General features: G+C 46.7%; 21 protein-coding genes, 1 pseudogene and 1 riboswitch. Of the genes and pseudogenes, 6 read left to right on the top strand and 16 right to left on the bottom strand.

Annotated elements, in window-relative coordinates; all coding sequences use genetic code 11:
• The first annotated feature begins 16 nt into the window (after positions 1-16).
• Positions 17-1045 carry a scyllo-inositol 2-dehydrogenase gene (gene iolX, locus NYE22_RS16390; protein ID WP_038829187.1) on the top strand — a complete coding sequence of 343 codons (1029 nt, stop codon included), beginning with the start codon at positions 17-19 and terminating at the stop codon, positions 1043-1045.
• A gap of 50 nt (positions 1046-1095) precedes the next feature.
• On the opposite strand, the gene NYE22_RS16385 is transcribed toward iolX, so the two are convergent.
• Positions 1096-1605 (bottom strand): DinB family protein, encoded by a 510-nt coding sequence (locus NYE22_RS16385; RefSeq protein ID WP_032725371.1) that lies wholly within the window; start codon positions 1603-1605, stop codon positions 1096-1098.
• Positions 1606-1654: 49 nt separating this feature from the next.
• Positions 1655-2316 (bottom strand): annotated as a pseudogene (locus NYE22_RS16380) (LysE/ArgO family amino acid transporter).
• Positions 2317-2382: 66 nt separating this feature from the next.
• Between NYE22_RS16380 and NYE22_RS16375 the strand changes: the two are divergent.
• The gene (locus NYE22_RS16375; RefSeq protein ID WP_161985905.1) at positions 2383-3837 is read left to right on the top strand and encodes a PLP-dependent aminotransferase family protein; all 1455 of its coding nucleotides are present in this window, start codon (positions 2383-2385) and stop codon (positions 3835-3837) included.
• Between the two features lie 7 nt (positions 3838-3844).
• Here the strand turns inward: NYE22_RS16375 and NYE22_RS16370 are convergent, their stop codons facing one another.
• The gene (locus NYE22_RS16370; protein ID WP_003233060.1) at positions 3845-4483 is read right to left on the bottom strand and encodes a pentapeptide repeat-containing protein; all 639 of its coding nucleotides are present in this window, start codon (positions 4481-4483) and stop codon (positions 3845-3847) included.
• Positions 4484-4688: 205 nt separating this feature from the next.
• On the opposite strand from NYE22_RS16370, the gene NYE22_RS16365 reads away from it, so the two are divergent.
• A complete protein-coding gene (locus tag NYE22_RS16365; RefSeq protein WP_014479411.1) occupies positions 4689-5495 on the top strand; it encodes an alpha/beta hydrolase in 807 nt (268 codons plus the stop codon).
• 27 nt (positions 5496-5522) lie between these two features.
• On the opposite strand, the gene cysC is transcribed toward NYE22_RS16365, so the two are convergent.
• From cysC to NYE22_RS16350, 3 genes are all read right to left on the bottom strand, one after another.
• Positions 5523-6122 carry an adenylyl-sulfate kinase gene (gene cysC / locus NYE22_RS16360; RefSeq protein WP_003245829.1) on the bottom strand — a complete coding sequence of 200 codons (600 nt, stop codon included), beginning with the start codon at positions 6120-6122 and terminating at the stop codon, positions 5523-5525.
• Complete coding sequence (gene sat, locus NYE22_RS16355; protein ID WP_038829192.1) at positions 6119-7288, bottom strand: sulfate adenylyltransferase; 1170 nt, start codon at positions 7286-7288, stop codon at positions 6119-6121. The genes cysC and sat overlap by 4 nt, the downstream gene beginning before the upstream one ends.
• Before the next feature lie 112 nt (positions 7289-7400).
• Positions 7401-8111: a phosphoadenylyl-sulfate reductase gene (locus tag NYE22_RS16350; protein ID WP_342411983.1), complete on the bottom strand. Its 711-nt coding sequence runs from the start codon at positions 8109-8111 to the stop codon at positions 7401-7403.
• A gap of 186 nt (positions 8112-8297) precedes the next feature.
• Between NYE22_RS16350 and NYE22_RS16345 the strand changes: the two genes are divergently transcribed.
• Complete coding sequence (locus NYE22_RS16345) at positions 8298-8984, top strand: 2-phosphosulfolactate phosphatase (protein WP_342411982.1); 687 nt, start codon at positions 8298-8300, stop codon at positions 8982-8984.
• Positions 8981-9739 (top strand): phosphosulfolactate synthase, encoded by a 759-nt coding sequence (locus tag NYE22_RS16340; RefSeq protein WP_342411981.1) that lies wholly within the window; start codon positions 8981-8983, stop codon positions 9737-9739. The genes NYE22_RS16345 and NYE22_RS16340 overlap by 4 nt, the downstream gene beginning before the upstream one ends.
• A gap of 44 nt (positions 9740-9783) precedes the next feature.
• On the opposite strand, the gene NYE22_RS16335 is transcribed toward NYE22_RS16340, so the two are convergent.
• The 7 genes from NYE22_RS16335 to NYE22_RS16305 all read right to left on the bottom strand — a co-directional run bounded on the left by NYE22_RS16335 (position 9784) and on the right by NYE22_RS16305 (position 17050).
• Complete coding sequence (locus tag NYE22_RS16335; protein WP_009966972.1) at positions 9784-10413, bottom strand: YitT family protein; 630 nt, start codon at positions 10411-10413, stop codon at positions 9784-9786.
• 95 nt (positions 10414-10508) lie between these two features.
• Entirely contained in the window at positions 10509-11624 is a 1116-nt protein-coding gene (locus tag NYE22_RS16330) for a mandelate racemase/muconate lactonizing enzyme family protein (protein ID WP_021479580.1), read from the bottom strand.
• A gap of 8 nt (positions 11625-11632) precedes the next feature.
• The gene (locus NYE22_RS16325) at positions 11633-12901 is read right to left on the bottom strand and encodes an MFS transporter (protein WP_014476404.1); all 1269 of its coding nucleotides are present in this window, start codon (positions 12899-12901) and stop codon (positions 11633-11635) included.
• A gap of 111 nt (positions 12902-13012) precedes the next feature.
• Positions 13013-13861, bottom strand: a complete 849-nt coding sequence (locus NYE22_RS16320) for a GNAT family N-acetyltransferase (RefSeq protein WP_342411980.1) — start codon at positions 13859-13861, stop codon at positions 13013-13015.
• Positions 13862-13866: 5 nt separating this feature from the next.
• The gene (locus tag NYE22_RS16315; RefSeq protein WP_342411979.1) at positions 13867-14316 is read right to left on the bottom strand and encodes a GNAT family N-acetyltransferase; all 450 of its coding nucleotides are present in this window, start codon (positions 14314-14316) and stop codon (positions 13867-13869) included.
• A 90-nt stretch (positions 14317-14406) separates the two neighbouring features.
• On the bottom strand, positions 14407-16245 hold the full coding sequence (locus NYE22_RS16310) for a bifunctional homocysteine S-methyltransferase/methylenetetrahydrofolate reductase (RefSeq protein WP_029317597.1): 1839 nt from the start codon (positions 16243-16245) through the stop codon (positions 14407-14409).
• 89 nt (positions 16246-16334) lie between these two features.
• Positions 16335-16452: riboswitch (SAM riboswitch) on the bottom strand.
• Between the two features lie 106 nt (positions 16453-16558).
• Entirely contained in the window at positions 16559-17050 is a 492-nt protein-coding gene (locus NYE22_RS16305; protein WP_015715659.1) for a YajQ family cyclic di-GMP-binding protein, read from the bottom strand.
• Positions 17051-17148: 98 nt separating this feature from the next.
• On the opposite strand from NYE22_RS16305, the gene NYE22_RS16300 reads away from it, so the two are divergent.
• Positions 17149-18045 (top strand): S1 RNA-binding domain-containing protein, encoded by an 897-nt coding sequence (locus tag NYE22_RS16300; protein WP_015252384.1) that lies wholly within the window; start codon positions 17149-17151, stop codon positions 18043-18045.
• Positions 18046-18097: 52 nt separating this feature from the next.
• Here NYE22_RS16300 and NYE22_RS16295 read toward each other — a convergent pair whose 3' ends face one another.
• The 3 genes from NYE22_RS16295 to NYE22_RS16285 are packed head-to-tail and all read right to left on the bottom strand — an operon-like array spanning position 18098 to position 20129.
• Positions 18098-18682, bottom strand: a complete 585-nt coding sequence (locus NYE22_RS16295; protein ID WP_003244950.1) for a sporulation delaying protein family toxin — start codon at positions 18680-18682, stop codon at positions 18098-18100.
• Positions 18679-19608 (bottom strand): sporulation-delaying protein SdpB family protein, encoded by a 930-nt coding sequence (locus NYE22_RS16290; protein WP_342411978.1) that lies wholly within the window; start codon positions 19606-19608, stop codon positions 18679-18681. Before NYE22_RS16290 ends, NYE22_RS16295 begins: the two co-directional genes overlap by 4 nt.
• On the bottom strand, positions 19593-20129 hold the full coding sequence (locus NYE22_RS16285; protein ID WP_021479574.1) for an SdpA family antimicrobial peptide system protein: 537 nt from the start codon (positions 20127-20129) through the stop codon (positions 19593-19595). The genes NYE22_RS16290 and NYE22_RS16285 overlap by 16 nt, the downstream gene beginning before the upstream one ends.
• Positions 20130-20183 lie beyond the last annotated feature (54 nt).

The following is a 20183-nucleotide window of genomic DNA, read 5'->3' as shown; positions in this document are numbered from 1 at the left end:
AAGGAGAGGATGGGACGTGGAACATCAAGTAAGATGTGCAGTATTGGGATTAGGAAGGCTCGGTTATTATCATGCGAAAAATCTCGTCACCAGTGTGCCGGGGGCAAAGCTGGTTAGTGTCGGTGATCCGTTAAAAGGGAGAGCGGAGCAGGTTGCCAGAGAACTCGGTATCAAAAAATGGTCAGAGGACCCGTATGAAGTGTTAGAAGATCCCGGCATTGACGCTGTCATTATCGTAACGCCGACAAGCACACATGGTGATATGATCATCAAAGCAGCTGAGAACGGCAAACAGATCTTCGTTGAAAAACCGCTGACATTAAGCCTTGAGGAATCAAGAGCAGTTTCTGAAAAAGTGAAAGAGACAGGTGTCATCTGCCAAGTCGGCTTTATGAGACGGTTCGATCCCGCATACGCAGATGCCAAACGGCGGATCGACGCTGGAGAAATCGGCAAACCTATCTATTATAAAGGCTTTACGCGCGACCAAGGCGCGCCTCCCGCAGAATTTATCAAACACAGCGGTGGAATTTTTATTGACTGTTCCATCCATGACTATGATATTGCCCGTTATTTGCTAGGGGCGGAAATCACTTCTGTTTCAGGCCACGGCAGGATTCTGAACAATCCGTTTATGGAGCAGTATGGCGATGTGGATCAGGCGCTGACGTATATTGAATTTGACTCCGGCGCAGCGGGGGACGTCGAGGCAAGCAGAACCTCTCCATACGGACATGACATCCGGGCGGAGGTGATCGGGACAGAGGGCAGTATTTTCATAGGGACATTGAGAAATCAACATGTGACCATCCTATCGGCTAAAGGGAGCAGTTTTGATATCATTCCAGACTTTCAAACTCGTTTTCATGAAGCCTACTGCTTGGAGCTTCAGCATTTCGCCGAGTGTGTCCGGAATGGAAAAACACCGATTGTGACTGATATTGATGCGACGATCAATTTAGAAGTGGGTATCGCCGCAACCAATTCCTTTCGAAGCGGCAGGCCGGTACAGCTAGATGTGAAGCGCGCTTATACAGGTATGTAAAAGCTAATATGTTGCATTTGAGGCTTTCCGCAAAAAAAAGCAAGGACATTTTAGCCCTTGCTTTCTCTTTTCTCATATAAATAGTACATATAATCAGTAGGTACGCCTAAATGGCCCAGCTGTCTCAGCATGGCGGTTACGTTCCCTCTGTGGTAAGTGCCGTGATTGACGACATGCAGGATGGTGTCTGCATAGGTTGATTCCAGTGTACCTAGTTTCGGATGCTGCATTGTGAAGGTCTGTTCTAAGTCCGTCTGGCGGCTGAAGAAATCATGATACTGTGACTCCAGCTCGGCAGCGTGCTGTTTAATCGCTGCCATATTACCTTGCGCGGACTCTAATTTGCCTGCGCTGTCTATAATCTCTTGGTAGGCCACTCCCGAAAGAACATTCAGCCAAATGTAGTCAGCCCTGCACATATGAAGCAGCACGTCGCTGACAGAAGGAAATACGCTCTTTACTTCTTGATAGGCAGTTCCCTCCGGCAGGTTTTCGATATGGTTAAATATTTTCTTGTTTGCCCATGAATGATAGTCATAAAACTGTTTTGCATCAGTCATCAGCATGCCTCCTTTTCTAAGAAATTCGTTGTTTTCATTCGTTTCTCCTTCAATTGTAAAAGAGTGACACCCCAAAATATCCTGCCGCTGCCCACATTACCGCTGCAGAGCATTTGTTTACGATCACCATTAGCCTGCCGCTCGTATCTATCGTCTGAAACAACCGGCCCGCTATTGCAAGGCTGATAAACCAAATCCAAGACACAGCGATGCAGGCGGCCATAAAGAGCCATTTCTCAAGCCCCGAATATTGAAGAGAGCTCGTGCCGATGACGCCGATCGTGTCCAGAATGGCATGCGGGTTTAAAAGAGAAACAGCGGCCGCAAATGCAACTTGCTTTTTTGGTGTGAACGTATGTTTCTCATTTTGGCTTGTGTTCGGACGGCTGTTCCAAGTCACCCAGCCCATATAGAGCAAAAATAAAAATCCGCCGGCCATCATGACTGTCTCAAACACAGGCAGCTCCTGCACAATGACAGACATGCCCGCAACGGCTAATACGATTAACATGGTATCGCAGACTGAAGCACTGATGACAGCTGGGAGAGCCCGCCAAATATGCTTTTGCCACGCGCCTTGCTGAAAAATAAACACATTCTGCACTCCCAGCGGCAAAATTAAGCCAAACGCGAGCACAATTCCGTGAATGATTGCATTCATGCTGAAAAAGCTCCCTTCACATTTTTTTCAATCATAAGAGAGATTGTCACTAAAGTCTCCAGCCATTTGGTTGGGTTAGGAACCAGCCAAATGTATAATGTGTAAAAAAGGGGGGCATGACCTTGTCGCAATGGCAGCCAAGCCGAAAGTCGGATGTTCCGCTGCATCGGCAGATCGAACAATATATGAAAGACAAGATTCTTCACGGAGAGTGGGCTGTAGGGACGAAAATCCCCTCACAGAGAACGCTGGCCGGCATGTTTCAAGTCAACCGCAGCACAGTCACAGCAGCCATAGATGAACTCACGTCTCAAGGCTTGTTAGAGGGAAGAAGAGGCGGCGGTACGAAGGTTGTAAACAGTACTTGGAGCGTGCTGGCGGCTGAGCCTCCGCTTGATTGGAGCGATTACGTCCGTTCGGGCATTCATCGCGCCAATTCTTCCATCATTCAAGCTATTAATCAGAACGAACCAAGAGCGGATATCATCAGATTAGGGACTGGAGAACTTTCACCGGATCTTGTGCCTGCTGACACAATTGGACGGATGTTTCAGCAAATCAATCCGGGCGTCCTGTCTTTAGGATATGAGCAGCCGAAAGGAAACCGTAAACTGCGGGAGGCAGTGGCCGACCATTTAAAAGGAAAGAAGATCCATGTGTCACCGGCTGCAATTTTAATTGTGTCCGGTGCACTTCAGGCACTTCAGCTCATCTCAATTGGACTTTTAAAACGAGATTCTGTCATTTTGACGGAGAAGCCGTCCTACCTTCAATCCTTGCATGTATTTCAATCAGCTGGGATGCGGCTTCGCGGCTTGCCGATGGATGATGAAGGGGTCAAAGCGGGGCTTGTTTCTTCTAATCGAAAACAATATGGAGGACAGCTGCTTTACACGATTCCGTCGTTTCATAATCCGACAGGCACAGTCATGTCAGAGCAGCGAAGGAAAGAGATCATCAGCCTGTCAAAAAAAGAGCAGATGCCCATCATTGAGGATGATGCGTACGGTGATTTATGGTTTGAAGAAAAACCTCCGCAGCCGTTGAAAGCAATGGATCATGAGGGCAATATTCTGTATCTGGGCACGTTTTCAAAAACGGTTAGCCCCGGTCTGCGAATCGGCTGGCTTGCCGGTCCGGAGCCGGTTATTGAAAGGTTGGCGGACATTAAAATGCAGACAGACTACGGATCAAGCGGCCTGTCCCAGTGGGCGGCTGCCGAGTGGCTGTCACAGGGGTATTATGAAGAGCATCTGACTTGGGTACGCAGGAAGCTTAAAGAAAGGAGAGGCGCCGCCGTTCATTTTCTCGAGCGGTATGCCGGGGACATTGCCACGTGGCGGATTCCCGCAGGCGGATTTTATATTTGGGTGACATTTCACAAAAACCTGCCTGTCAGCCGTTTCTTTTATGGATTGCTGAAACGGCAGGTGCTTGTGAATCCCGGCTACATTTATGACGGTGAAGACCGAAACAGCATCAGGCTGTCATATTCCTATGCATCTCTTGGAGATTTGGAAACTGGCATTAAAGCGGCAGCTGAAACAGCACGCCGCCTGATGATGTCCTAGGCTTTGGTTATACGATGACAGCTCCCAGTGCCCTGGCGAAGGCAATCGCGTGCTCAGGTGCGATTTTGCAGCCTTTCAATTTGTCGAGGGAGACATGAAGCTGTTCAAAACGGCACGTGCTGATGTCCATGTTTTGAAGGGACGTGCCGGTAAAGCTGGCGCCTTCCAATTCGCATCCGTCAAAGTGTGTCTGCTGGAGCACCGTATCGCTGCATTCACTTTGCATAAGAGCACAGTGATCAAATCGAACTTGTTTCATATTTGAATACGAAAATGAGCTGAAATGTCCGTGGCATTCCTCGAATGAAACATTCCGCAGCGTTGCTTCCGCCACATTCATTCCAACCATTTTTGACTGCTTAACTGAAGTTCTGTGAATGACAGCCCCGCTGAAATCGGCGTTTGATAAATCGCACTTTTCAAAGATCACATCGGTCAGTTCAATATGCCGAAAAGACACATCGATAAAGACGACATTTCTGAATACCGTTTTTTCAACACAGAGTCTTTCGATATCTTCGCCGCAGATTGTACAATCTTCAAACAGATGCATGCTGATTACATCATCCTGCGTCACGGCATCATGAAAATCTGCGGTTTGCAGGTTTTCTGGTATGTTTGGTTTTTGAATTGCGATTTTATTCATGTGATGACATCCTTTGCTGCCCGAAAAACAGAGGCTTCCGGGTTCAATTTAATAGATCGTTAAGGAAATTGATACATATAGTAAATCGTGAAGAGCCTTTTCTTGGTATAGCAGCCCGCTTGTTTTGTAAGCATAAATGGAAAGATTCCTATACGTCAAGGCGTTTACAGGCCGGGAAAGCCAAAGGGAACAGGAGGAATGCGGAATGGGGCATTACATCAAAACCGAGGAGCATGTGACACTGTTTGTAGAGGATATCGGACATGGAAGGCCGATCATCTTTTTGCACGGGTGGCCGTTGAATCATAAGATGTTTGAATATCAAATGAATGAGCTTCCGAAAAGGGGATTTCGTTTTATCGGCGTTGATTTGCGGGGATATGGGCAATCTGACCGCCCTTGGGAAGGCTACGATTATGACACGATGGCCGATGATGTGAAAGCAGTCATTTATACGCTGCAGCTTGAGAATGCGATTCTCGCCGGTTTTTCAATGGGCGGCGCCATTGCAATTCGTTATATGGCAAGGCATGAAGGAGCCGATATTGATAAGCTGATTTTACTGTCTGCAGCGGCCCCCGCGTTTACAAAACGCCCGGGTTATCCGTACGGGATGAGGAAGCAGGATATTGACGATATGATTGAATTGTTCAAAACGGATCGGCCCAAAACACTGGCTGATTTAGGGAAACAGTTTTTTGAGAAAAAAGTGTCTCCAGAGCTTAGGCAGTGGTTTCTCAATCTGATGCTGGAGGCTTCCTCCTACGGGACGATCCACTCGGGCATCGCATTAAGAGACGAAGATCTCAGGAAGGAACTTGCTGCAATCAAGGTGCCGACGCTGATCCTGCACGGGAGAAAGGATAAAATTGCGCCGTTTGATTTTGCGAAAGAGTTGAAGCGCGGCATCAAACAGTCGGAATTGGTTCCGTTTGCAAACAGCGGGCACGGAGCATTTTATGAGGAAAAAGAGAAGATCAACAGTTTGATTGCGCAGTTCTCCAACTCATAAGAAAAAACCCGACATTGATCGGGTTTTTTATATAATTCCTCTGTTTTGAAGTGCGTTAATGATGAGATCAGCTCCATCGGAAATAGAGGTCTGGTCTGACTCAATGATGAAATCGGGTGAAAGCGGCGCTTCATACGGAGAATCGATCCCGGTGAAATGTTTGATCTCTCCGTTTCGCGCTTTTTTATAAAGCCCTTTTGGATCGCGCTGTTCACAAACATGCAGCGGGCACTTCACATAAATTTCGAAGAACTCACCTTTAGGAAAGAGTGCTCTAACCATGTCCCGATCCTCTCTGAATGGAGAAATAAAAGCCGTTAAAATCATTTGCCCGCTGTCGACAAACAGCTTCGCCACTTCTCCGATCCGGCGGATGTTTTCAATCCTGTCACCAGTCTGAAATCCAAGATCTTTGTTTAAGCCGTGGCGGATATTATCACCGTCAAGCACGTAGCTCTGAATGCCCTTGCGGTAAAGCTTTTCATCGACTGCATTGGCCAGCACCGATTTTCCGGAGCCGGACAAACCTGTAAACCAGAGGACGCAGCTTTTGTGTCCGTTTAAGGACTGTCTGTCAGACTTTGAGATGGCAGCGGGATGCCAAATGATGTTCGGATTGTGTGTCATTGCAATTCCCCGCTGTTTTGTTTGATGGCAACAGGCTGTTGGTGAAGTCCCTTGATCAGCACGGCTGCGACCTCAGGCCGGCTGAATTCTTTAGGCGGCTTTTTGCCTTGGCGGAGAAGCTCTCTCACTTTTGTGCCTGATAAGTGGATGTGGTCTCTTGAGCTGTGCGGACATGTTTTGGAGGTGCCCATGTTTCCGCATTTTCGGCAATAAAAGCTGTGCTCAAAAAACATCGGCTTGATGCCCAGCTCTTCCTCTGTGAATGATTGAAAAATATTTTGGGCGTCGTATGTTCCATAGTAGCTGCCGACACCCGCGTGATCACGGCCTACAATAAAATGGGTGCAGCCGTAATTTTTTCGGACGAGCGCATGGAAAATCGCTTCCCGCGGACCTGCATAACGCATGGCGGCAGGGAAAACCGATAACATGACACGATCCTTTGGATAATAGTGATTAAGCAAAGCCTGGTAGCTCTCCATTCTGATATCGCTTGGGATATCGTCTGACTTTGTTTCTCCGACAAGCGGGTGAAGCAGCAGACCGTCGACCGTTTCTAATGCTGTTTTTTGAATGTATTCATGCGCTCTGTGAACAGGGTTCCTGGTTTGAAAGCCGACAATCGTCTTCCAGCCGAGTTTTTGAAAGGCCGCTCTTGTTTCTGCGGGCGTTGCATAAAACTGTTCGAAAGATTTGTCAGGCAGGCGGCTGACCGTGATAGGCCCTCCGATATAGTAATCCGGGCGCGCCAGCAATTTTTTTACGCCTGGGTGGGCAGGATCGTTTGTTTTAAAAACAGACAGTGCTTCTTGTGTTTTATCAGGCTGGTATATATCGGTGACTGTGATCATGCCGTAGGTAACACCGTCTTTCACAAGCTTGACGTGATCTCCGGCAGACAGCTGTTTTGCTGTTTTTTCTCCGACAGGCAGCGTAATCGGCAGGCTCCACGGCAAGCCGTTTGCCAGCCTCATTTCCTTCACAACACGATGATAATCTTTTTCTCCCAAAAAACCTGTTAACGGGCTGTATCCGCCGATCGCGATAAGCTCCAGATCACTCAGTGCAAGCTGATCCAGCTCTGCTTGGCACGCGCACCCTTCAAAATGGCATGCGGGATCACAGCGGTTGATTAATACCCCTCCATGGGGTTCGTTTCCATTCAACGTGTTCAACCTCCATTTATACGTTTCCTTGTTTTCTTTTCTGCAGTTAATTAAAGTTTGACATCAGCGTCTCAACATCATTTCGATTCTCACATCAAGAACCTGCCGTCCGCTATTCTTGATGCAGGCCGCATTCTGTTTTCTCCCGTCCGGCCCATCTTCCAGCCCTCTCATCGTTCGGGTCCGGGGAAGGCAATGTACACATTTCACAGCCTATGCTCGGATAATGTTGATCGTGCAGTTTGTTATAAGGCAAATTGTGCAGGCGGATGTACGTCCAAACGTCATCCCATGTCCAGTGGATGAGCGGGCAAATTTTGATGAGCTTAAACTTCTGGTCCAGGTTTACGTATTGAATATGCTTTCTCGTTGGCGACTGCTCCCGGCGCAGTCCTGAAATCCAAGCTGTCATGCCGGACAGGTGCTTTTTGAGCGGTTCAATTTTCCGCAATTGGCAGCAGAGGTTCGGGTTATGCTTCCATAGCTCTCCGCCGTACTTCGTCCGCTGTTCTGTTAAGCTCAGATCGGGTTCGAGCATCTGGATTGCAAATCCCGGATATCGCTCTTTGACGGTCTCGATCAGCTCATATGTTTCCTGAAAATGAAGCCCGGTATCCAAAAAGATGATGTGTGCGTTTTTGTTGATTTTTGATATTAAGTCTAGAAGCACCATTCCTTCTGCGCCAAAGCTGCATGCGTACACAATCTTTTCTCCGTACGTTCGGTAAGCCCACTTCAACACATCGAGCTCATCGATCAATTGATCCGTTATCTGTTTGGACAGCATGTCGTTCCATGTGTCATATGTGATGGTTTCGTTCAACGTTTTCCCCCCGTTTGCATCTGCTTTTTTTATCTATTGATCGAGTTATAGGCAGACTATTCATTTTTTGCATAAAGGTTCAGGGTTTTTACGTGCCGCGCCCGCCTAAAATGAGGTGCGGAACCATTAAGAGCCCGGCTGAATATGCTTTTTAGCAAAATGGTTTTATGCCCAAGGAGAGGTAGTATGCCGATTGCCATTTATCAGGGGCATCATCATTCGCTTGCCCCGGCGGACATTAACATCGTCATTGATGTCATCAGAGCTTTTACGGTCGCCCATTATGCGTTTATCGGCGGGGCGAAAGAGATTTTGTTGGTCCGGACAGCTGATGAAGCCTTTGCGCTGAAAGACACCTATCCGGATTATGTTTTGACGGGAGAGGAAAAGGGGGTCGGTATCAGCGGATTTGATTTAGATAATTCTCCAAAACGTATGGCTGGGCTGGATATGGCGGATAAGCGCCTAATCCAGAAAACAACAAACGGCGTCACAGCAGCATTGGGGGCGCTGAACGCAAAGCATCTGTTCGTAACTGGATTTTCCAATGCCAAAACAACGGCAGAGCATGTGAAAAAGCTCGCCGCAAACGATTGTGTCGTGAACATTGTGGCTTCCCACCCATCAGGTGATGACGATATGGCGTGTGCGGAGTATATCAAAGGCATCATTGAAGGGACAAATGCGGTAACGGCTGCGGAGGCGATTCAAAGAATAAAACGCTCTTCTGTTGCAGAGAAATTTTTTGACAGCCGCCAGCCATTGTTTGATTCGGAAGACATCGTTTACTGTACAAAAGAACTGACGGGCGATTTTGTGATGAAAGTGAAACAAGATGGAGAAGTTCCAACGATAGAGAGGGTCATAATATGAATGATTTTTCACTAGAATTGCCAGTGAGAACAATTAAGCCGAGAGAAACCGGACAGTCCATTTTAATTGATAACGGCTATCCCTTGCAATTTTTCAAAGATGTCATAGCCGGAGCGTCCGACTATATTGATTTTGTGAAATTCGGCTGGGGCACATCATTACTTACGAAAGATCTTGAAGAAAAAATCAGCACACTGAAAGAACATGACATTACATTTTTCTTTGGCGGCACACTGTTCGAAAAGTACGTAAGCCAGAAAAAAGTGAATGAATTTCATCGGTACTGCACCTATTTCGGCTGTGAATATATTGAGATCTCAAACGGTACGCTCCCGATGACAAATAAAGAGAAAGCGGCTTTCATTGCCGATTTTTCTGATGAATTTCTTGTGCTCAGTGAGGTGGGCAGCAAGGATGCGGAATTAGCAAGCCGGCAAAGCTCTGAGGAATGGCTTGAATATATCGTTGAGGATATGGAAGCGGGCGCAGAAAAAGTGATTACAGAAGCCAGAGAAAGCGGAACGGGAGGGATCTGTTCCAGCAGCGGCGATGTCAGATTTCAAATTGTTGACGACATCATTTCCTCGGATATTGATATCAACAGGCTGATTTTTGAAGCGCCTAACAAAACGCTTCAGCAAGGGTTTATTCAAAAAATCGGGCCGAATGTGAATCTGGCCAATATTCCATTTCATGATGCCATCGCGTTGGAAACGCTGCGTTTAGGGCTAAGATCCGATACCTTTTTTCTGTAAAATAGCGGCTGCGGGGCTCTCGTCGTGAAGAGAGCCTCTGCCTATTATTTTTTATGGCGGTACATAGGCGTGAGATAGGGAAGTGAGGTCAGACGGATGTTGTAGATGAAGTCGATGACTCTTGTCGATATCACTTGGCATATGAGGGCTTGAATGACGATGCCCCAGTCAATAATAGACGCGGTGACCATAAAAATGATGCAATTCATGATGAGCAGGATCGTTCCGGGATTCCCGCCGCGGTAGATAGAAATCATCAGAGCAAGTGCTCCGAACCCTCCGTTTGAAATTTTATATTTGTATAAAAGTCCGATGCCGAGTCCCAATAACACTGCGCCGCTTGCCAGATCAAGCCACAGATTAGATGTGATATCCGGAAAAACCGCATCAAAGATCAATACCGAGACAGAGGTGACGGTGATAGAAGCGAGGGTGCCGGTGAATGTTCTCATCTCCAGCCATTTTAAAGCGGTAAAAAGCATTGATACATTCACAGCCCACACTGAAAATCCGTGGGGGATTTGAAACAGATAATGCAATAGCACCGCAATACCTGCTGCACCGCCTGTTGGGATATCATGCGGAAATAAAAACAAGGACATGCCGAGTCCCTGTAGTACGCCGCCTACGACAATCATAAACGTAAGTTTTGCTTTCATCAGCAGTTCAGCCATTAAGTCATTTGCTCCTTTATGAAAAGACTTGTCCGCTGTTTTCATTTTATGAGGCTGTCCATTATTTATGTCTCAAAATAAAGAAATGGCCCAGCTTAATATGCTGAGCCATCCCACTTGTAGCGATTGACGATCTCCATATTGATCTCTGTTCCAATGCCTTTTCCTTTCGGGATGTGGACCATTCCTTTTGAAGGCTGCAGGCTGACGAGATCTGTAAAAGGATTCTCCATGACGTCCCACTCGATCGGTTCAATGTGATCGTTCTTCATTTTAGACCATGGGGGCAGACAGGCTTGTGCAAATAAAGCATAGAGCCGTGAGAGCGATCCGTCATATGCATGGGCGGATGCTCTGACGCCGAAATAACGCGCGAGCTGGAGGCAGTCCCGAAACTCATCAATTCCGTTGACATGCATGACATCGGGCTGAATGATATCCAAACAGCGCTGTGAAAGGAGAGGCACATATTGCGCCGGGCCTTTCATGTTTTCTCCACCGGCAACAGGAACAGACAAACGGCTTCGAAGCATAGCGTAATCCTGCGGGTGATCAAAGGGCAAAGGCTCCTCAAGCCAGCCAATGTTCGTCCATTCGGAGAAATAGCGCTCCCATTTAAAAGCCGCAGCGGCATCGTAGCTTTGGTTTGCGTCCAGAATCATCGTAATGGAGCTGCCTGCTGTATGCTGCAGCGCATTGATGTGCCGGACATCCTCCTTGAATGAAGTCCCGCCAATTTTGACTTTGATTTGCTCAAACCCTTTTTTCAACTGGGCTTCAACATTGGAGACTGAGCGGCTGATCCATTGCGGGGAATCTGAGTACGATTGAAAAGACGCGTACACAGGAATCTCCTCTCTGTATCGCCCGCCCCATAATTCGCAAACCGAACAATCCGCAGCTTTGGCTGCAATCTCTGTCAGCGCCATGCTTACAGCGGAGGCCGCCCGCTGGTGCCATTTTTGAATCGTGCGCACTAATGACAGGCGGCTGCCGGCCTGTTTTCCTAATAGAAACGGGATGATCCGCTTCGTAAAACCGACATGGAGAGCAGGGAGCCAATCAACGCATTCTCCCCAGCCGTCTATCCCGCTTTCGGTGATAATCCTAATGAGATAACAAGTCCGATATCGTTTAAACCCATTGGCATCTCCGTATGGCTTTTCTAATCGGTGAAATAGCGGAAAGGTTTCAATCCGTACAATTTTCAAACTGGGTGCTACCTTTCCTCAGCGGGCTGGAGCCGATTGCCAGCCATTTTAGGGTCTTCTTTTTCTTTTGTTTCTTCATTGTTTTGCTTCACATGGATGAGCATCATCACAAGAATCCCGACAACGAGAGTCAATCCCGCGATGCTTAAAAACATGCCGGGTCTGGACCATTGCATCAGGCGGCCGAAAATCGGAGGACCGATCGCTACCCCTAAGAAACGTACAGAGCCGTACAGCGAGGTGACAAATCCCCGTCTTTCTTTGCCGACAGCCCCGGTAATAAAACTGTTCACACAAGGAAGGACAAGACCTGAGCCTATACTGCTCAGTACAAGAACACTGATAAAAAGGACAAGATTTTCAATGAATGACAGTGCCGCGTAGGATACGGTCATGAACGCCAATCCAAGTACGATCAGCTTTTTCATTAACGATTGCTTTTGCCCGATTTTGCTTCCTGTTGTATAGGACGTCACACACATAACCAAAAGCGGGATCGCTAAAATCAAGCCTTTTTTCACGCCGTCGGTGTCGTAAGTTTTTTCAAGAACATCTGAGAGATAAAACAGGATGCCGAATAAAGTAAACAAACAGGTCGCACCGGCTAAATAAGCGGTAAACAGCCATCTGCCTTCATGTTTAAAGACACTTAACAGCCCTTTTGCATATTTTCCGATTGGTGGCGGTTCTTTTTCCTTTTTCTTTTCTTTAATAAAAATCCAAGTCAGTACGATCGAAATGATACAAAACACAGGAAAGGCAAAAAACGCGCCATACCAGACAAGCAGGGCGATCAGCGAGCCAATGATCGGCGATAGCACTTTCCCCATGCCGTTTGAAGCTTCAACAAGGCCGAGCACCTTGCTCTCCTGGGCGCCTTTAAACAGATCTCCCGTCAGTGCCATGGCAATTGGGCCGGTTCCGGCTGCCCCGATTCCCTGTAACGCTCGTCCTGCCATGACCCAAGGATAGGCATTGTCAAAAAAACCTGCCGCAAACCCGGCTAACAAACCGCCGGCACCATACAAAATTAAGCAGGGAATAATGATGACTTTCCTTGAGAATCGGTCTGCGAGATAACCGACAATCGGAATCGCAAAAGCTGCAATCAAGGAAAATACTGTGATCACGAGACTGACTTGAAATTGTGATAAATGAAGTTCAGATTTCATTTTTGGCAAAATCGGAATAAGCATCGAGTTTCCTAGGGTTAATATTAAAGGGATTGAACCGATTGCTACAACCGTCATTCCGTTATTTTGTTTTGATGATTCCATCTCAGAGCACACTCCTTTTCTTCTGCTTAGAATGTCCCTGATGGCTTCGTTTATTCAGCGATCAGACAGCAAAAAACCGAACAGAAGATACCTGTTCGGGAAAAAAGAGGGTTAACCGAGAGCCTGTGAAATCAAAGCATATAAGTGTCCATTTTGAATAGGCGCTTTTTTCTGATAGAACAAAAGCGGAGGTTCATCATCTTTACGAAATCCCATTTCTATCAGGCTGTCATGCAGAGACGTGTGTTCACTCGGTATATCGATTCGCATGGGCCCTTGTTTGCCGGCCGCCAGCCTGTTAATTATTTGTGCTGCAACATCTGATGATGGAGCGATGATAGGGCCGAATTTCAAATTGGCCGGTGTCTGTACAGAAAGTCCGTAGCCAATTAGCTGTCCGTCATGATTTCTGGCGATGATACATTCGCATGAAGCAGAAATAAGCTGCTGCAAAAGATTTGATCGATCTCCGCCAAAGGCAGCCAGATCCGCCGCGGTTAAGTCGTGAAAGTCTTGTTCTCTAAAGGATGTCAGTTCAGCATCAAGCTTTTTTGTATAAGGTTGAAAACTGTGACAGCTGTACTTTCGCACTGAACCTGCCGTATGAAAACCTGCTTTTTCATAAAGCGGCAAACCTTCTTTTGTGGCGCAAAGCCTGATGGCGGTGTTTTCACCCGTTTGGGTGATACAGGCGTTTACCATACGCCGGCCGAGGCCGAGCCGTTGATATTCTTTGTCCACGATCACGAGGCCGATAGAAGCAAGCCGGCCAAACAAAAACAAGCCGATGCAGGAAATAATATCACCGCTGACATTTTGATAGCCGAAAAAGCGTCCTTGCTGGACAAGCAGTGCCAGCTCTTGTTCGCCGTAATCCGGCCACCCGGCTTGCCTGCAAAGCCGCAATAGACTAGGGATATGTTCTTCATGAAGCTTAATCAGCTTATCGATTACCCTCATACAGATCACCTGCTTGTTTCGAGTTTTTTATACATGATGATATGAGTGCCTATGCCGGGAATCTCAAACGGTTCGCCGAGTACTTCCCACCCAAGCTTTGAATAGTAGCCTTTCACATGGCTTCTGGCATTGCACCAGACTGCCTGAACGCCGTTCTCCGCCAGTTTCTCTTCCGCGTGTTTGATCAGCGTGCTCCCGCCTTTTTGATCGCGATATCCTTCAAGCGTTGCCATGCCTCTCAGCCGATATGCTGGGGATTCTGTTATTAATGGCTGATTTTGCGGGGAAAAAGAAGCGATGCTGATCAGCTTTCCTTCAAAAAATGCGCCGAGATGAAAGGAGCCTTTTGCATGATCCTCTTCATATTTGCATTGTTCAATGGATTGATGGGGACGCAGAATGCGGTGCCGGATTTCATATGTATCTTCCGCGGAAATGGTTTTGACTTCGAGCATAATGTTCCTCCTCATGACTGTTTTTCTATATCGTAACACGAATCCCGTTGAAAAAGACCGCCCGATTGGATCAGACAGTCTTTTAAGGGATTAATGCAAAAAGATATTTTGGCGCTGCTCATCTTTTTGCTGAATATAGGAAGTGAGCTCGGCGGTTAAGTCAGATCTGAGGAAAGGCGTTATCAAGTAGATGCCGTTAAACAGCTCGCATGCCGTATCCAGCAGGGAGCGTGCAATCGCAAGGCCTTCCGCCTTTTGCTTTTCTTTATCTTCACCGGCATGGGCCATTTTTTCGCGAATCGTATCAGACAGCTTAATGCCGGGAATTTCATTATGGATGAATTCGGCATTCCGGCTGCTTGTCAGCGGCATGATGCCGATATAGATCGGCGTCTTCAGATGTTTTGTTTCGTTATGGATATCGACAAGCTGCTGCTCGGAATAGACAGGCTGAGAAACAAAATAATCTGCGCCGCAATCTATTTTTTTCTCAAGCCGTTTTACCGCTTTATCCAGATGGCGGACGTTAGGATTAAATGCGGCGGCAACCGAGAAATTCGTTTTCTTGCCGAGCGGTTTTCCAGACAGAGACAGACCTTCATTGAATTGTTTGATCAGCCTGATTAAATCAAAAGATGTTAAATCATATACAGACGTCGCACCAGGAAAATCCCCAATTTTAGAAGGGTCACCTGTAATAGCAAGCACGTCATTCAGCCCTAACGTATCAAGGCCCATTAAATGTGACTGTAAGCCGATAATGTTACGGTCACGGCACGTAATATGGACAAGGGAACGCATATCGAGCTGCTGCTTGATGAGAGCGCCGCAGGCAACATTGCTGATCCGCGGGGTCGCCAGAGAATTGTCGGCGAGTGTCAGGGCATCGATTCCCGCTTCTTTTAATTCGGCAGCAGCGGACAGAAATTTGTCAAAGCTCAGTTTTTTCGGCGGATCCAGTTCTACGATAATAGAGCGTTTTTTCGCCGCGATCTCATCCAGGCCGGGCTCGGTTCGCTCGTGATGAACAGAAATGAATTCTTTCGCCCGGGTTTTGACTTCTTTTTCTGTAATCGGAGCCAGTCCGCCAACTGCTTCCGCCATCGCCCTGATGTGATTCGGCGTTGTGCCGCAGCAGCCGCCGATAATCCGCGCGCCTTGCTTACGGAATTCTGACGCGCTGTTTTGAAAATACGTGTCGTCTGTTTCATAGACGAGCCGTCCCTCTTCAAGCGAAGGAAGACTGCTGTTCGGATAAACGGATAAGAAGACGTCATCAAAAATTGGCACTTCGCTGAGCGCTTCAATCATGTGATAAGGGCCGAGGCGGCAGTTAATGCCGACGATATCAGCTCCGAGATCCGCAATCGAGCGCAATGCGTCAGAAAGCGGCGTTCCGTCCTGCAATACGCCTTGCTCGTGCATGGAGACATTGAGCATAATCGGAAGATCAGTCTCTTTGCGCGCGATTTTCAGCACTTCACGGGCTTCTTCCAAATCATAATATGTTTCTAACAGCAAGCCATCCGGCTCTTCATGCAGCAGCAGATACAACTGCTCGCGGAAGCTGCGCTTAATTTCGTCAAGACTGTACGCGTTTTTATTAAATGTCCGTATGCCGCCCATCGTTCCAAGCACGTATGCATCGCCTGCTGAAGCCCGCGCGATCTTTACGGCCTCCTGATTCATTTTTTTGATGTCATCCTCAAGACCGTGTCTGGATAATTTAATATAGTTGGCCCCGTACGTATTCGTTTGAATAATGTTGGCTCCCGCTTCAACATACGCTTTATGTATGCGCTGAATTTCCTCCGGCTTTGAAATATTGAGCTCCTCAAAACACCTGTCAATGCCATAGGAGTAGAGGAGTGTCCCCATGGCGCCGTCACCGATTAACACCTGTCTTTGCAAATCTTCTAAAAGTCCCATTGTCTGCCTCCTTTATTCACGTCAGCAAGGAAAAAAGAGAAATAAAAAAAGTCCTCTTAAGAAGAAGACTTTGTCAGTGATTTTGTCTCTTCTTATCTTCCAAGCTGTTCGAGCTTGCTGGATTTAGCACCTTGGTCATGGCTGATCGCCATTACACCGGTTGCTGAAGCTTCGTCGGGCCAGTCCCTCTGCTTCTCTTGATAAGAACGGATATGAAATTTTCGTGTCAGGAAGTGCCAAAAGATACCTGGCGTTTTTCCCTTTCTCCAAATTTACCGAAAATAAAGACAATAATCAATAGGAATCAGAAAATTTATCTGAAATTTATAAATTGAACGTCAATTGGCAGGTCTGCTCCCCGCACAGCTGAGATAATCTGCTGCAGGTCATCTTTGTTTTTTCCGGTGACACGCACTTGATCATCCTGCACCTGAGACTTTACTTTCAGTCCGGAGTTTTTGATGATCGTATTGATTTTTTTTGCGTTGTCCTTGTCAATGCCTTGAACAAGCTTTGCACGCTGGCGCACCGTTCCGCCTGACGCGTTTTCAACCTTGCCGTACTCAATGTTTTTTGTCGGTACGTTTCGTTTAATCAATTTGCTGACCAGCACATCTTTCAGCTGGCTTAATTTGAAGTCGTCATCAGAAACGAGGACCAGCTCCTCTTTATCTAAAGAAATGTCGCTTTTGCTGCCTTTAAAGTCATATCGGGTACTGATTTCCTTCAGTGCGATTTGGATTGCGTTTTGCACTTCAGGCAATTCTACCTTGGATACAATATCAAATGAGCTTTCTTTTGCCATATGAAAACCTCCATAACATTTAACTTATGTGTTGATTATAGTAGAATAAAGAGAAACTTCCAACAGAACAAAGAATCAATTTGTGATGATTGGAAAAAATGTTAACAAAATCCGCAGAGAATAAGCGGAACAGGAAGGACGATAGCATGAGACCAGGGCAGCAATTAACCTTGAGTATAGATCACCAAACCGACTTCGGTTACTTTTTAACCGATGGGGAAGATACGATTCTCTTACATAACAGTGAAATGACTGAGGATATCGAGGACAGAGACGAAGTAGAAGTCTTTATATACGTAGACCAGCAGGAAAGGCTTGCGGCCACGATGAAAATTCCGGTCATCAGCGCGGATGAATATGGCTGGGTTGAAGTGGTGGATAAAGTGGAAGATATGGGCGTTTTCGTTGATGTCGGTTTATCGAAGGATGCACTAGTCGCAACTGAGCATTTGCCGCCGTATGAAGATGTCTGGCCGCAAAAAGGGGACAAACTTTACTGTATGCTGAAGGTGACGAACCGGGGGCGCATGTTTGCGAAACCAGCGCCGGAAGATATCATCAGCGAACTGTTTACCGACGCTTCAGAAGATCTGATGAATAAAGAGCTGACAGGTACGGTGTACAGGCTGATCGCATCGGGTTCATTCGTGATCACGGATGACGGTATCCGCTGTTTTATTCACCCGTCAGAAAGAAAAGAGGAGCCAAGACTCGGTTCAAGAGTCACAGGCCGGGTGATTCAAGTGAAAGAAGACGGTTCAGTCAACTTGTCGCTGCTTCCAAGAAAACAGGATGCAATGTCAGTTGATGCTGAGTGCATTCTAACGTATATGAGAATGAGAAACGGTGCCATGCCGTACAGTGACAAAAGCCAGCCTGACGATATCAGAGAACGTTTTAATATGAGCAAAGCCGCCTTTAAACGCGCGCTGGGCCATTTGATGAAAAACGGAAAAGTGTATCAGGAAAATGGATGGACATACGAGAAAAAATAGCATGAAAACGGCTCGCCTGCAGCAGACTGCGGAGCGAGCCGTTTTTTTATGTCTAGTTTAATTCATCAACCAGCGTTCTGATTGCCATTTCGCGATCCACATTGTCTGAAATCGCAATCGGCGTAATATCAATGGCGAGAATGATCAGAATCAGGGCACCTGCTGCAGCAACATAAGAAACATAATAGAAATAGTTAGCGGTATCAACAGTGTTGACAAGCTCGGCCTGAACTCTGGATGTATCATCCTTGGAAGCGGCGATTTCCTTTGCAGCTTCTACTTTTTCTTCAACGATTTGACCTGCTTTTTTCAGCAGTTCATCTACTTTCAATGCATCTTTGCTGTAAACAGCTTTCTTCAGGTTATCAAAAAAGTCAGCATCCTCTTTTTTAATATCAGCGACAACCTGATTGGCAAAAGCCTTTGCCTGTTTTGTGTTGAGTTTGTCTGTCATCGCTTTATTAAAGACCTCTGGAAGCTGTTTGCCAACTTCCCCTTGGGCAAACACAAAGCCTTTAAAAATTTCCTCACCTGAATACTCAAGCTGCTTTGCCTGTGCCACACTTTCTTGCTGCTTCACCAAAAACACAGTCGTCACCAATACAACCGACAAAAAAACTAGAAACGCCTTCTTCAAACTGAAACCTCTCCCTTCTTGTGTTTTTTATTCCACAACAGTCTGCGAATATATGTAAATTGAATCGTGGAATCGATAGGAGTGAGATACAATATCAAAATGCCGGCCATGATAATGGAAAAACTGATAAGGCCTAGCATGATTGCAAAAATCTCATGCATAAAAACAGCGATAATCAAAATCAATCTCCAATGCCTCTTCGGCGCAAACAGCGCCGCGAAGATGACAATTTGAACCAGCAGCGTCCCCCATGTCGGAATCACCACGAACGGACTTGTTACAATTGGCTTCGTTAACGCCTGAAAAAAGCCGTTGAAGCCAATGGTTTTTTCCTGGGCAAAATAATAGACGGCCGTTCCGTCCACCCATTCCTGCTGAGACAGCTTAGCGACGGTAGAGTGAAAATAAAGCACCGCCACTTGGATTCTGATCACAAAATAAGAAATAAAAGCTGTTATTTTTCCAAGTGTTCTTTTGCCCTCTATAGGTCTCGTGCTCCAATGCCATTTTCTCGGATCGGTCAGCGTGATGGGAAGCAATAAAAAGGTCATGACGGCTGCTGCCTGCTCGCCTCCGTCGATGACGATCAGCGATGACTGCAGGCTGTAACTGACATACCAATGCAGAACCCCGGTGATTCTGGGGCGCCAGCCAATGACAACAAGCACCAGAATGGCAATGAAGACCCATCTGAAAAGATTTAACATCATATAGTTATTTTCGCCGAGGCAAAAGAGACTGAGATTCATTTTACAAGCTGGATAGCTGCTGATACCGCTGGCTGGCTTCATAATGAGGCTCGGGTGATTGATGAGCAGCGTCAGCAGGCTGGATAGCGCAATGATGCTTCGCGCGAGGCCGTATACATTTGTCCACGGGTTTCTTTCGTCCCATCTGGTGATGGTCTGTTTTATGTTTTCGAGCATGAAATCACAACCTTGACTATGCTTTTTACCTGATAAGACGAAGGGGTGTATTTAGAATAGCTCCAAGGAACAATATCCTCTTTCGTCAAATAGTAGCTGCCACAAAGCAGCGGGCGGGGAGCGGGTGTTTTTAATTGCACGGTTTTGGCTTTGCTTTTGCATGCACCGAGGTCCTTTTTTTTACATGCTGTCCACTGTTCCTTGCCGACTTGGCTGTAGATCACGCCCATTTCAACGCCTTGTGACCGCCCATACCGATACAGGCCGAATAGGTTGTCAGCCCTCATATTGGGCCATCTGACCTTGGCGCTGGCATTTTCAGCCTCATATAAGCCGATTGCAGTATCACGCGGATTTTTGCTAAAAAAGCCCCAGCCCTGAGGGAGGATGCTGGACATGAGAAATTTGGAGTCCTTTGTCAGCGGAATCGGGGTTGTCCCTAAGCTGCCAATAATAGAAAACAGAAATAGCGAACCCCAAAGGATTGAAAAAATGACAAAAAATGATATCGATTTCTGCATTCGACTGCTCCTTTTAACCTGAAGAATCGTTTTTACACTTTTCATAATATAAAA

It is taken from the genome of Bacillus sp. FSL K6-1560 (assembly GCF_038592935.1).
Lineage (GTDB): Bacteria > Bacillota > Bacilli > Bacillales > Bacillaceae > Bacillus > Bacillus subtilis.
The sequence above is the reverse complement of the archived record's forward strand: the minus strand, read 5'-3'. Positions and strand labels throughout refer to the sequence as shown.

Coding starts and splice junctions, on each gene's coding strand:
- NYE22_RS16385 (WP_032725371.1), bottom strand. CDS start 1,605: ATGACTGATGCAAAACAGTTTTATGACTATCATTCATGGGCAAACAAG.
- NYE22_RS16375 (WP_161985905.1), top strand. CDS start 2,383: ATGACCTTGTCGCAATGGCAGCCAAGCCGAAAGTCGGATGTTCCGCTG.
- NYE22_RS16370 (WP_003233060.1), bottom strand. CDS start 4,483: ATGAATAAAATCGCAATTCAAAAACCAAACATACCAGAAAACCTGCAA.
- NYE22_RS16365 (WP_014479411.1), top strand. CDS start 4,689: ATGGGGCATTACATCAAAACCGAGGAGCATGTGACACTGTTTGTAGAG.
- cysC (WP_003245829.1), bottom strand. CDS start 6,122: ATGACACACAATCCGAACATCATTTGGCATCCCGCTGCCATCTCAAAG.
- NYE22_RS16345 (WP_342411982.1), top strand. CDS start 8,298: ATGCCGATTGCCATTTATCAGGGGCATCATCATTCGCTTGCCCCGGCG.
- NYE22_RS16340 (WP_342411981.1), top strand. CDS start 8,981: ATGAATGATTTTTCACTAGAATTGCCAGTGAGAACAATTAAGCCGAGA.
- NYE22_RS16335 (WP_009966972.1), bottom strand. CDS start 10,413: ATGGCTGAACTGCTGATGAAAGCAAAACTTACGTTTATGATTGTCGTA.
- NYE22_RS16325 (WP_014476404.1), bottom strand. CDS start 12,901: ATGGAATCATCAAAACAAAATAACGGAATGACGGTTGTAGCAATCGGT.
- NYE22_RS16320 (WP_342411980.1), bottom strand. CDS start 13,861: ATGAGGGTAATCGATAAGCTGATTAAGCTTCATGAAGAACATATCCCT.
- NYE22_RS16315 (WP_342411979.1), bottom strand. CDS start 14,316: ATGCTCGAAGTCAAAACCATTTCCGCGGAAGATACATATGAAATCCGG.
- NYE22_RS16310 (WP_029317597.1), bottom strand. CDS start 16,245: ATGGGACTTTTAGAAGATTTGCAAAGACAGGTGTTAATCGGTGACGGC.
- NYE22_RS16305 (WP_015715659.1), bottom strand. CDS start 17,050: ATGGCAAAAGAAAGCTCATTTGATATTGTATCCAAGGTAGAATTGCCT.
- NYE22_RS16300 (WP_015252384.1), top strand. CDS start 17,149: ATGTTAACAAAATCCGCAGAGAATAAGCGGAACAGGAAGGACGATAGC.
- NYE22_RS16290 (WP_342411978.1), bottom strand. CDS start 19,608: ATGCTCGAAAACATAAAACAGACCATCACCAGATGGGACGAAAGAAAC.
- NYE22_RS16285 (WP_021479574.1), bottom strand. CDS start 20,129: ATGCAGAAATCGATATCATTTTTTGTCATTTTTTCAATCCTTTGGGGT.